The following is a 13,528-nucleotide window of genomic DNA, read 5'->3' on the forward strand; positions in this document are numbered from 1 at the left end:
ATAGTCTATTTCTTTATTTCGATAAAGAATAAGGTTTCTCGTCTTCGGTGAATGTTCTCTTCTTATAAGGAGTAGCAGACATTTCGAATGTCAGTTCCGCACCGTTTTTGAGGTCATCGTATGTGATATAAGCTTTAGTATATGGTTTACCGTTCAGTTTTACGGATTTCACATAACGCATTTTATCACTTACTTTATCAGCTTTTATTTCGAGATATTTGCCGTCGCCTACTTTTACCTTCATGTATGGGAAGTAAGGTGCACCTAACACATACTCGTTCGAGCCCGGGCAAACAGGATAGAATCCCATAGCGGTGAATATATACCATGCCGACATCTGTCCGCAATCGTCATTTCCACAAAGCCCGTCGATAGAATTAAGATACATACGATTCATGATCTCGCGTACCCAATACTGCGTGCGCCATGGCTGCGAAGTCCATGCATATAGGTATGCTATATGGTGGCTCGGCTCGTTGCCATGTACATAATTACCCATAAGGCCTTCGCGTGTAACATCCTCTGTATCTTCGAAAAACTTATCAGGCAAATGCATTGTAAACAATGAATCAAGACGTTCCACAAACCGCTTGTCTCCGCCCATCTGGGCTATAAGGCCTTTCACATCGTGAGGCACATAGAATGAATAATTCCATGAGTTGCCTTCGATAAAGCCTTCGCCATGTGTATTCAGTAAGTCGAAAGGGGTTTTCCAGCTACCATCACTTTTGCGTCCGCGAACGAATTTCAAACTCGGATCGAATACGTTATGATAATTTAATGCTCTTTTTTTGTATGTATCTGCTACAGATTGGTTATTCATTTTCAATGCAGTATTGTAAACAGTCCAGTCGTCATATGCATATTCGAGAGTAATGGACGAACCGCTACCCGCTTTATCAATCGGAACATATCCAAGTTTTTTATATTCGCCTGTTCCGTCATAGTAATCGACATTGGAACTATTTATCATCGCCTGTAAGGCATGCTGCTTGTCGATATTCAGTCCTTTGTCTATTGCATCGGCCAGTACAGATACAGAATGATAACCGATCATACACCAGTTCTCATTTCCCATATGCGACCATACAGGTAATGCTTTATGTACGCTTTGATCGTGATGAGCCATCATCGATTTTACGATGTCTGTGCTTCTTTCTCTGTTGATAAGGTTGAAAAGCGGATGAAGTGCTCTGTACGTATCCCATACAGAGAAAATCGTGTAATTGGTAAATCCGTTTGCCTGATGAATGTTATGATCTATACCACGATATTGTCCATCTACATCCTGATAAACCGACGGATTGATCATTGTATGATACAGGGATGTATAAAGCATTGTCTTTTTATCTTCATTCCCCGATACCTCTATTACATCCAGTTCCTTCTCCCATTTAGCAGAAGCTTCAGCAACGATCTTTTCGAAAGATTTTGTTTTTGCTTCCGCTGCCAGATTCTTCAGTGCACCCTCTGTGCTAACTGCCGACAGGGCTACTTTCATAATGAGAGGAGTTGAAGCATCCGAATCGAATTCGAAATGGGTAACTATCTTGCGTCCTGCTATTTCGGGAAAGTTTTGGTAAAGATTGAATTTGCGCCAGAATCCCATGTATTTTGGTTTTTCCCTGTCTACATATCCGTAATTCTTTATCGGTTTCGACAAAGAAATAGCAAAGTATGTATAGTTTTCCCTAGCCCATCCGTTTGTAATACGATAACCTGTAATCAGGGTATCATTTTCTACGCGCAGGCTCGCCCATAATACTTTACCGTCGTAGTTATAAATACCATGGGTAAGGTCGAGCAGAATTTTCTGAACTTCATTACTTGGATAAGTATATTTATGCACCCCTACTCTTTCGGTAGCTGTCAACTGCGCTTTTACTTTGTAGTCATCCAGAACAACTTCATAATAGCCCGGACGCGAAACTTCGGTATCATGCGAATAACGTGAACGATAGCCCGAATCAGGATTATCTGCAGTACCCGGATTGAACTTCAGTTCTCCCGTAACCGGAACGATAAGGAAATCTCCCAAGTCGGAGTGTCCTGTACCGCTAAGGTGTGTATGACTAAATCCTACAATCGTTTTGTCATCATGCTGATAACCGGCGCAGTATTTATAAGTATCTTTTTGGTATACACCGTTTATACTATGGGGGATAGTATCCGTATCCGGGCTCAACTGGACAATACCGTGGGGCACGCATGCTCCGGGGAATGTATGACCCATTTTTACCGTTCCTATCATCGGGTTGACGTAGGAGACCTTATTCTGTGCAGATACTATTCCGCCCATAAGTAAGAAAGAAAGAGTGATAGTGCTTAATTTCATTTGAGTATTTGAGTATGTTAGTTTACTGATTTTTCAAAAAAGTCTGGTATTCTTCCCACATTCCTTCGATGCTGGCTTCGGGTCCGAAAACTAATTTTATAGCTCCGTCGAAACTCCATACATCCATTTTTTCTACCGTAGCATGGAATTTACGGATAGCATCCGGATCTTTGGTTGTAAGCCACTGGATAAAGAATCCTGTAGTACGGTATCCGTCCATCCAGTTACCGCCCGGTTTGCGAGTGCTCATATCAAAGTAGCCTGCCTCTGCTCTTACTGCGTCGGCAATACCTTCGATGCATGCCCAGAATGTCTTATTATTGCCATAGTTCCCGATTCCTTTTGGTTCGTATTGGTAACCATGCGTGAGTTCGTGGTAAAGTACGCCGCGTGTTTCGAAATCTAGTTTGAAAAGAGATTCTTTTGCCGATTTTTCGATATGCTGTGTGCTGTAGAATATATGGATATTAGGAGTGTTGCCTCCTTTTGCAGATACACCCGGTTTGTCTTCCAGCGTATATTTGATATTTCTTACATCGTTTATGCTGTCTTTGTCTGTATAGTACAAAATTTCGGCAACCTTACGTGCATGGAATTTTATGTATTCATCGGGATTTTGTACCAGTTCGTGATATACTTTGCTACCTTCGGTATCAGGAGATAAGGATTCGAATTGGATATTCGGATAGTTGAAATCTTCCCAGCCTGCCAAAAGATTCTTATCTGAAAGAACTACTTCCCCAATTTTCAAAGTGTCTTTGCTGAGGGTGCTTGCTTCCAGTTTATATGTCTTGAATGTCTGTGGATTTTGAACTACGCATAGTATTTCCTGAAAACGGGAAAAAAAAGTCTGGTTGCTGCGTTCGTCTACTGTTACCCATTCTTTGCCGTCGTTAGAGCCTTTAAGTGTCCATTGGGATGGATCGTAAGCAGGGAGCTCCCCTGAAGAGTAAATTTTATAACTTAATACAGGTGCTGAGAAATCAGTGTCGAATACGATCTGATTCAAATCTTTAGTTCCTGTATAAGTTGTAGTCAGGTCATTGTCTGTCAGTTCATGCGGATTGACGACTACGGATTGACCTTGGCAGGCGAGAAAGGTAAGGGTAATAATGGATAGAATTAACTTTTTCATGATTTTCCGGTTATTTAGAAAATGTGTGTGTTTAAAAATTTAATGCAATTATAGTGATTGTCGGCTAAGAATGAAATATCCTGAAGTTCAATAAAGGTATCTTGAATACTAAAATGGCTGGTTTACTCGACATTTTCTTTTGATAACCTTATATGAATAAGCGGATACTTACATAAGTGAGTATCCGCTTAAATGTTATAGTTTAGTCCTATAAGACCTTCGTCAGTTTATCTTAATTCCATCCCGGATTCTGATGTCCTTGCAGAGATGGGTTACGTTGGATTTCATCAAGTGGAAGAGGCCACAATAAAGCGAATTCCGGAATAGCACCAACTCTGGTCTTTCCATCCGGTTTATTCTGGATTACTGCTGATGCAAGAGGAGTCCATTTCAGTTTACCTGAGTTCACACCATCTGCTTCAGGATATAAGCGTGTACGACGAATATCATCCCAAATTTTGAATTCCAATGGAAACTCATGCAAACGTTCGGTCAAGATAGATTTTATCAAAGCATCACCAGTAGCTGTTTCGTCGGCCAGTCCCGCACGTTTACGTACCTGGTTGAGGTAGAACTTGGCTCCACCTTCAGTGTTAGCTTCTTTTCCTGTACGAGCCAGACCTTCAGCAGCGATCAAAAGCACTTCGGCATAACGGAATGTAGGCATATTGTAACTTCCGCTTTTATCCGTCTTCAGGGCAGTTTCATCAAACCATTGCCAGTTTCCAACATCACCTAATGTATAGGTTTTACCACCTTCAGTCCAAGTGCGGAAAAACATTTGTTTTTCATGTCCGCGGATATCCGCTGTTTCATAACTTTGCACTATCATATCGCAAGGCAGGTATGCATTATACAAAGTACCTCCACCGAAGACTTTCCACTGACTTGCTTCGGCTCCCATTGAGCGGGAAGGATAAGAATTACCTTGTAGAACTTCTTGATTAAATTCCTTAGCAAAGATAATTTCATTAGACGATTTGGTGGTCTTAATAACATTAAATGCAGAATTAAGATCATCGCTACTGCCATTAGGCTGTTCAAGAGCATGCTGTCCACCTTTTACAACTTCCAAAGCCATTTCAGCAGCTTTGGTATAGTACGGATCTCCACCTTTGACCGGCTCACCAGCCCATTGCAAATATACTGCTGCCAACAGAGTCTGCGCCATAGGTTTAGTTACATAGCAGCCATTATCGTAAAACGCCTTGTTAGGTAATGCGTCTCCCTGAATAATGCTAAGTAAATCACTTTCAATGTTTTTGTATACTTGTTCTGCAGGAATACGTTCTTTATACATATCTACAGGTGCCAGATAAGGTTCGGATACGTATGGAACACCACCAAATTCTTTTACCAGATAGAAGTAAGCATAAGCACGGAAGAATTTACCTTGCGCAACATAATTTGCCATCTCTGTATCAGATAATATGCCGGTCATTGTCGGGATATTGGCAATAACAAAGTTTGCACGGGAAATACCTTTGTAAAACTCATGCCATAATTTCATAGCCGGGCTATCAAATGCCGGAACATTAAAGTTACAACTTTCCGATGCAGTAGTAAACGTTCTGTCTTTACGCTTATCTACATACAATCCTGAAATGATACCACCCCACATAGTCGCTTTAGGCGTCCAGCCACCATCGACATCAGTACTGTGCAAATATGGAACCCCACCGAAATAAAGCGCATTTACAGCTGTTTGGGCATCAGACTTCGTTGCCCAAAATTGATCGGTACTTTTTCTATTTTCAGGTTCTTCGTCCAAAAAACCATCGCATGAACTCATTAGTAATGAGAATGCAATCGTACAAAATATGGATATATAGAATTTATAGAATTTCATATGATTATGATTTTATATTTTATAACTACGAATTAGAATGTCAGATTAACTCCGAACGTAAATGTTCTTGGACGCGGATAAGTAAAGAACTGACGATTAGCTCCCCACTTGTTGTCACCCAAACGCGATGAGTTGTCCGGATCGAAACCTAAATAATCAGATGAAGTAATCAGGAAAGCATTGTTCACACTACCATAGAGGCGCAATGCAGAGAGTCCAGCTTTTTTGATCAGAGACGGCTCAAATGTATAGCCTAGTTGGATCAGGTTAGCACGCAGATAAGCTCCGGAACAAACCCATGTATCATCAGCCTGATTGTTAGCTCCCATACCAAAGTTATTCAAACGAATGGCCTGCGCTTTGCCATTAGGGTTTAATGTCGGATGCCATGCTTCCTTATATAAACGATCTATACCATTTGTAAGGAAACGAGCTTCTGCAGAATGGAAAAATTCCTGCATAACGTCTACTCCCCATGTAAATTGCATATCCAGAGTCAGATCAAATCCTTTATAGTTGAAAGTATTAATAAATGAACCCATCCAACGAGGCAGACCATGACCAATGATTTCACGATTCTTCGATGTAACTTTTTCTCCGATAGTTCCCGGTATATTCATTGTTTCAGGATCCCAGTTAGAAGGAACACCGTCATAAATACCGATACGTTTGTAGCCATAGAACGAAGATAGTTCTTCTCCTTCGCGAATCAGGATATCATAACCCACAAAACCGTCCTTAGTTAGCTGACGTTTTCCGCTGATAGGATCAACAGATGCACTTTCATCCAGTTTATCAACACGATTTTTATTAAAGCCTAAATTAACAGTAGAAGTCCATTGGAAATCGTGGTTATCGATAGGATGAGCAGTAACCAGAATGTCCAGTCCCCGATTTGAAACCACGCCGATATTATCCCATATACTTGAATAACCAGTCGATTCAGGTACCGGACGCTCCATCAACAAATCTGTTGTTCTTTTGTAATAATATGAGATATCGAAATTGAGTCGGTTTTTGAATAAACCCAGTTCAAAACCTGCATCCAACTGACCTGTTTTTTCCCATTTCAAGTTCGGGTTAGGCATATTATCCAGATAAGAAACGATTTTTAGTTCATTACCTATAATTGTCTTCGACTGGCTTACAAGAGATAAAGATCTTAATGTTCCGATTTCTGAATTACCTGTTATACCATAAGACGAATGCAGTTTCAATTTACTGATAATGCTATTATCTTTCAAAAAGTCTTCATTAGAAGCCATCCAGCCTAAACCAACCGAAGGAAAGATTGCATATTTATTATTTGTTCCGAATTTGGATGAACCATCATAACGGCCTGTTACAGTAGCCATGTACTTGCTGTCATAAGAATATGCTGCACGGAGGAAATAAGAATTCATCGTCCATTTATCCCAGGCAGTTTTGGGTTCCGGAAGAGCAATACCATTCCCCAAATTGTAATAGCCAAAGAAATCATCTTCAAATTCTTTAGCTTTAACTTCAAACTGCGTTCTATCATACTGTTGCCAAGACAAACCGGCCATCGCATTGAGAGAATGCTTGCCGAAAACTTTATTATAGTTTAGGAATGTTTCTTCCTGCCAGTACAATTCGTTTTGATTAGCTGCAAAGGCCTCTCCTGTTGAAGAAGCACCAATTATCGGATGTGGAGTAACCGGAGTAAAGTTTTTGTCACGATTATTTGTATAATCGATACCAAACTGGGTTTTTACAGAAAGATCAGGAGTTAGGTGGAAAGTCAAGGCTGCATTACCGAAAATTTTTGTTTTATACTGTAACGCCTGAATACGTTTAAGTTGTTCAACAGGATTACCTACACCTTCGGGACTGAATGATTGCTTACCACTGTTTGGATTGTCTTTATCCTTTAGGAGTCCTCCTGATTCAAAGTTGTTTGTCTGAAGATATTCACCATCCAGTTGCACTGGTAAAAACGGCAATAGTTCTATCATGGTACGTAAAGCTCCCTGTCCGTATGGATTATCGGAAGTTCTGTTGCCCCATGTATGGTTTACCATTAAGTTAACAGAAGTTGACAACCAACTGGTTGGTTTATCATCGTAAGCCAACTTGGCATTCAAACGTTTCATATAAGAATTAACCAAGACTCCCTGTTGGTCTGTATAGTTGATAAATGCTCCGACAGATGAGTTTTCGCCACTACGCTGAATACTTAACTGATGGTTGTGAGAAACAGATGTACGTGATGCTTCTTTTTGCCAGTCTGTATTATACTTCGGAGAACCGTCAGAATTAAAGATGCGTGGATCTGTAAATATTTGCGACATTCCATTTACGTCGAAGTTTGTACCTTGCCAAGCATTAGCATTTTCCAAACCCTGTTTGAATGCATCCATCCATTCGTAAGCATCCATCACATCCATGTATTTAGCCATTGTACCTATTGATAGGGAACCGGCATAAGAAACAGTTGCTTTCTTTCCTCCGCCGTCGCCACGTTTGGTAGTTACAAGGATAACTCCATTGGCACCACGGGCACCATAGATAGCAGCGGAAGAAGCATCTTTCAATACTTCAATCGACTCGATATCATTCGGATTTACCAATTGGAAATCTCTCATAACTACTCCGTCAACTACATATAACGGACTTGCAGAAGCATTGATTGTAGAGATACCACGGATAATAACGCGCATTTCTCCACCCGGCTGACCGGTATTAGAGAAAATGTTTACACCAGCAGCTTTACCTTTCAATCCGTCGAGAGCGTTGAAAGACTGATTCTTAATGATATCGCTACCTTTAGCAGTAGAGATAGAACCGGTCACGTCCGATTTACGCATTGTACCGTAACCAACAACTACAACTTCATCTAAAGCTTTGCTGTCTTCTACCAATGTTACATTAATAACCGACTGGTTTCCAACTACAATTTCCTGTGGAAGAAAACCTACATATGAAAAAACAAGTGTGCTGCCTGCCGATGCCTGAAGATTATATCTTCCGTCAGGATCGGTAACAGTACCGGTTGTTCCTCCTTTAACACGGACAGTAACTCCGATCAGAGGCTCACCTTGTGGGTCTACAACAAGGCCACTTACCTGTTTTGTTTGTTGAACGCTTTGTGCTTTCATTGTATCAGCATAAATTGTCGGGGTAAAACACAGCCCCATCAAAATAGCCAACACGGACATTTTCATTCTATTAAGAACTTGTTTGCCCTTTAGATTAAAATACTTCATAAATAAAATGAGATTTTAAATTAATAATTCATTTTAAAAAAAATAACACACTGTTTCCTTAAATTGATTTTGAGGTAAAAAGACCCTTTTTATCGGTCTTTCGGTAGTAATACAATGATTACTAAGTAGACTTACTCCTCATAATATAAATTTTAAGTTAACTAAATAATTGCTCTGTTTATATGATATATAAAACAGGCATCATAAATAAAGAATCAGTTTAATTTCCATTGCAAAGATTTTTAAGGGTTCATAACTGTGATGTTTGTATGTGCGCCGGCCCGAAAGCCTGTTAGAAATCAGCGCACAAAAAAAGGCCTTATACCGTAAGTACAGAAACTTTCCGGCATAAGGCTTTTATATGGGTATAAAAATTTGGACAGATGGATATTTTTCTTATCTGTCGCAAAATTATGTTTAGATTTGTTACTCTCTCTCTCTCTCTCTCTCTCTCTCTCTCTCTCTCTCTCTCTCTCTCTCTCTCTCTCTCTCTAACAAAATGAATCTAACCCCCAAATTTTCAGGAGCTAAAATCAAATTTATTTTGTTGAAATATTTAAACTGTAAAGACATACACATCCCGTCTTTCATGGTTTTTACCTTTTATTATATATATAACACTACAAAAACACAATTGTTTAGATATATTAACGCACAATATTAATTATTATAAAAACATTTAGCGTTATCCTGTTCGTCAAAAGAAGTATCCTGAGTTGCCAAAGTGTCATTGGGATACTATTTAATATATGCTAAGCACCTCGACGGGTATATGGCTGATTCTATTTCCTGGAACGGTATTCCTTAGGAGTCATACTGTATTTTTTCAGGAATTCCCTATAAAAATATGATTTGTTAGTTATACCCACTTTATATATAACTTCCTGAATAGTCAAATTAGTAGTTATTAATAATTTTGCCGCAAAAGTAAACCTGTAATCCTTTATAAAATCGTTAGGGGATAAGGCTGATATCTTCTTAAACCGGCGATAGAGACTTCTTGTACTCATATTGAGTCTGTCGGCAATAAATTCCGGCCGCAGATTTTCTTCTTCAAGATTATTTGTGATAATGGCAATGACCGAATCCATGAAAGCTTTATCCTCCTGATGTATCAATTGCCCTTCGGAATATTTATATGCACTCTCCGGTGAATAGAAATAATCCTTCAGTTCATCTTTCACAACCAACAAACGATTTATAGCCGAGCGGAGAACAATTGGAGAAAAAGGCTTGGTAAGATACACATCCGCCCCTAAATCCAAACCTTCCGCTTGTTCCTTTTCGCTTATTTTTGCCGAAACGACTACGATTGGTATGTGTTTGGTAAATTTATCGGCTTTGAGACGTTTTATAAACTCCAGTCCGCTATCACCCGGCATCATGATATCGGTAATAATAAGGCTCGGTGTTTCGGATTCTATGATCTTCATGGCTTCATCGACCGTATAAGCATTTTTCACTGTGTAAAGATCGGAAAGAGCATCTGCAATAAGCCATGATATATCCTTATTATCATCTACAACCAGTATAATCTTCTTGCCCTCCTGAATATCTCCTTTATTAACAACCTCCTCTTCCATGGTAACAACCACGGATTCTTCTTCCTCTTGTTCTGATAATGTAGTCTCAAGCATAGGAAGCCTGACAGTAAACTCCGCATATTCATTTACTGTGCTCTGTACGGTTATACTGCCATTGAGTGATTCAACTATATCGTGGCATATAGATAACCCAAGACCGTTTCGTGAAGTCATCAACGAATAAGAGCTGTTCGTTTCCATATTATCAAGCACACTGTAACGATCGAATATGGAAGACATTTTAGATTGTTCTATTCCCTGCCCTGTATTATATATCCTAAGCATAAGACATTCTTGTTCAACATTCGCTGATATTTTTACGTATCCACCGTTCGTTGTATATTTGAAAGCATTGGAAATAAGATTGACTAATACACGGTTGAAACCATATATATTGGTATTCCACCTGAGGTCTTGCGGTACGGATATCTCCAGTTTGATATTGTTCTGTTCGGCAATAGGGATAAACCATTCGATTTGCCTTTCGATCAGAGATAATATAGATGCTTCTTCAATGTCGCTAAAGTTAAGTTTTCCCTCTTCCATCTTTCTGAAATCGAGTATTTCCTGTATCAGATGATTCAGATTGGCTACATTATCTCTCAAAATATCAGTATACTTCTTAAGATTCTGATCTGTTTTCGCCGACTTCTCAATATAATCACTCACTCCCTTTATGACTGTGAGCGGTGTACAAAATTCATGCGTAACATTGGTGAAGAAATTGAGCTTCGATTCCATCAACTTCTCTTTCTGTTCTTCTTTTATTTTCTGAGAAAGTTGTAAATGCCTGTCGATTATCCGCTTGCGCACAATATATATGATAAGTGTACCTAATAGAACGAATAAGATTATATATGCCAAATATGCCCAGCTTGTAAGATACCATGGCGGCAATTTTTTGATACGCAGAGTAAAGAAATTTTCTTCGGAATCGAACACATCATTTTTATATTTAACTTTCAACAGATAGTCACCGTGAGGAAGATTGGTGAAAGTTATCTCATTGGTCTTCTGCAACTCGGTCCACTCATCATTATAATTTTCGAGCAGATAAGAATACTCATAATTATCTCCGTTTATGTAATCTGTTGCTACAAAAGATATGGTGAAAGACGGAATATTAGCTTTAATCTCCAAACTACCGTCCTTTTTGCTCATATAGTCATAAAGAGTATAACTTTCTCCTGCAATTTGCAGATCGAAGAAATTCAGTCCGGGCTTGTAATAATTGCTCTGTGTATCGGCTTCTTTCGGCTCTACCCATGTAAGACCGTTTATTCCACCAAAAAACAACCGGCCTGTATATGGACATTTCCAGTAAGCATCGTCGGAAAATTCCGTCACCTTAAGATCGGGAAAGGAGTAATTATGGAAAAAGTCGTTATGCGGATTATATTTTATCAATCCTTTATTGGAACTCAACCATATACAGCCATCGGAATCTTCGAGTATACCATGAATCATATCGTTGATCATTCCGTTTCTGCGGTCGAATTGTTTAACCTTGCTGGTTCCGTTGTTCAAAAATTGTATCCGCGTCATTCCGGAACTGGCACCGATATAGAATACAGAGTCTGTGCTCTGATAAACACATAATACATCACCAATTGCCGAGTTTTCGGCATTTTTCATTTGAAGAAACTCGTATTGTTTATTCTGTATGTTATATCTGGCTACTCCATAACCGCCACGGCTTCCTATAAAGAGTGTAGATTTTCCGTCGTAAAACATAGAATGAAATTCTACACAGGTTTTATCTCCTTTCTTTAATACGTATTCATTAACAGATTGAACCGTAAGCCTTGTATTTTCTTCTTTAATAATAACCTCAAGCAGCCCTTGCCCGGCTGTTGCCATCCACAATGTAGAGTCATTAATTTCGCAAATGGAATGAACACGCCCTATCATATCGGCAGACTTACCCGGTAAACTTCTAACTCTATTATCTTTGTATGAATAATAAGAGAAGCCCGGACCTTCGGTTCCCAGCCAGAGAACATCCCTGTATTTGCTCCTTAGGAAACAAAATACCAGATTGCTCGACAAACCGTTATCTGTCGTATAATTTATAGATTGTGACTGGGAAATTGTTCCCTGATTGTAAGCATCGTAATTCTTAACACGCATTATACCGTCCCCTTTAGTACCTATCCACAGATTATTTTCCTCGTCTGTATAGATAGACCTTACAGGCTTTTGGGTACTGGATGTAAAATTGTCGAAAGTAATATTACCGAACAGGTCGTGACCCTGATAATACATCTGCACACCCCGACCGTCGGTTCCTATCCATAAAATATCCTGATTTTTATCTTTATGCAGGCAGAATACCCTTATACCCAGATAAACCACTTCGGGCTTATAATTATCTTCCACATCGAGCTTGATAAGCCCGTTATTATTAAACGAGATAAAGAGGTCTGATTTGAAGTTTACAATCTTCGATATGCCGCCGTATTTCTCTGTAAGAGATAAAAGATCAGTTATAAAGCGACTTTTTCTATCCGACAGATCATACTGAAATAGTTCACGCTTTGTATTTACATAATATATGCTGTTATCTTCATAGAAAGCAGTGACAATATTGCCTTTATACAATTCGGTTTCGGAAACCTGAAGTGTTAGTTCGGTATCATCTTCACCGATGGCTTCGATACTTTTCAATTTGCCATCGATAGTAATCATATATAAATTACCGTTATCGTCGAAAAATAAAGATTTGACATTTTCCATATCCGCACCGGGAAGATGAATGTCCGTAAATGTCTTTTTAGTAGGAATATAGTAAGAGATATAGTTCTTCTTGCTGATAACCCATGTTTTGCCCTTTCCATCGGATGCAATAAGCTTTGCTTCGGGAAGATCGGGATATGATGCGGTTATTTTCCTTTCCTTCAGTGAAAATTTATTCAGTCCGAGAAAAGTCGATATCCAAAGATTATCCTCATCGGCCTGTGTTATATTATGGATAATATTACTGGATAATGAGAATTCCTTATCCAGCTCAGCCCTGTAGACAAATGTTTTTTTCCCATTATATAAGTTTAGTCCATCGTAAGTGCCAAACCACATATATCCATCCTTGTCCTGATACATGCAAAGTATTGCATTATTGGATAAGTCCAGTTTATCTGCCCTGTGCAAGCTGTAAGAAGCTGACGCTGGAAATGTGAGAGCAAGAAGAAAAAAGATTAATAAACAACACTTTACGAAAAAGGGAAAATGAAATTTATATGAGAATAGCGTGTATTTCATAGCAGCAATTTGAGACGAATAGTGGTTCAATTCCTACAAAAATAGTATTATCCGATGTAAAATGAAAAACTTATATCTTAAAAATTTCTTTACGCAGGATTGTTATCGATATCAAATTTTATCTATATAAGATAAAGTATT

General features: G+C 39.0%; 6 protein-coding genes. All 6 read right to left on the minus strand.

Translation table 11 applies throughout. The features are described from left to right. Positions 1 to 13: 13 nt before the first annotated feature. A complete protein-coding gene (locus K348_RS0115805; protein ID WP_029906454.1) occupies positions 14 to 2,335 on the minus strand; it encodes a GH92 family glycosyl hydrolase in 2,322 nt (773 codons plus the stop codon). 22 nt (positions 2,336 to 2,357) lie between these two features. Further along, positions 2,358 to 3,470 carry a basic secretory protein-like protein gene (locus K348_RS0115810; protein WP_029906455.1) on the minus strand — a complete coding sequence of 371 codons (1,113 nt, stop codon included), beginning with the start codon at positions 3,468 to 3,470 and terminating at the stop codon, positions 2,358 to 2,360. A gap of 232 nt (positions 3,471 to 3,702) precedes the next feature. Next, positions 3,703 to 5,319, minus strand: coding sequence for a RagB/SusD family nutrient uptake outer membrane protein (locus K348_RS0115815; protein ID WP_029906456.1), 1,617 nt, complete (start codon positions 5,317 to 5,319; stop codon positions 3,703 to 3,705). 32 nt (positions 5,320 to 5,351) lie between these two features. After that, positions 5,352 to 8,438 carry a TonB-dependent receptor gene (locus K348_RS0115820; protein ID WP_231496813.1) on the minus strand — a complete coding sequence of 1,029 codons (3,087 nt, stop codon included), beginning with the start codon at positions 8,436 to 8,438 and terminating at the stop codon, positions 5,352 to 5,354. Between the two features lie 534 nt (positions 8,439 to 8,972). After that, a complete protein-coding gene (locus K348_RS19210) occupies positions 8,973 to 9,137 on the minus strand; it encodes a hypothetical protein (protein ID WP_156032905.1) in 165 nt (54 codons plus the stop codon). A 191-nt stretch (positions 9,138 to 9,328) separates the two neighbouring features. Next, the gene (locus tag K348_RS0115830) at positions 9,329 to 13,387 is read right to left on the minus strand and encodes a hybrid sensor histidine kinase/response regulator transcription factor (protein WP_036930729.1); all 4,059 of its coding nucleotides are present in this window, start codon (positions 13,385 to 13,387) and stop codon (positions 9,329 to 9,331) included. Positions 13,388 to 13,528 lie beyond the last annotated feature (141 nt).

This window comes from Prevotella sp. 10(H), from assembly GCF_000711235.1.
Classification (GTDB): Bacteria; Bacteroidota; Bacteroidia; order Bacteroidales; family Dysgonomonadaceae; genus Dysgonomonas.

Excerpts from the sequence above, each read along its gene's own strand:
- K348_RS0115805 (WP_029906454.1), bottom strand. The coding sequence starts at position 2,335 with ATGAAATTAAGCACTATCACTCTTTCTTTCTTACTTATGGGCGGAATA.
- K348_RS0115810 (WP_029906455.1), bottom strand. The coding sequence starts at position 3,470 with ATGAAAAAGTTAATTCTATCCATTATTACCCTTACCTTTCTCGCCTGC.
- K348_RS0115815 (WP_029906456.1), bottom strand. The coding sequence starts at position 5,319 with ATGAAATTCTATAAATTCTATATATCCATATTTTGTACGATTGCATTC.
- K348_RS0115820 (WP_231496813.1), bottom strand. The coding sequence starts at position 8,438 with ATGAAAGCACAAAGCGTTCAACAAACAAAACAGGTAAGTGGCCTTGTT.
- K348_RS19210 (WP_156032905.1), bottom strand. The coding sequence starts at position 9,137 with ATGAAAGACGGGATGTGTATGTCTTTACAGTTTAAATATTTCAACAAA.
- K348_RS0115830 (WP_036930729.1), bottom strand. The coding sequence starts at position 13,387 with ATGAAATACACGCTATTCTCATATAAATTTCATTTTCCCTTTTTCGTA.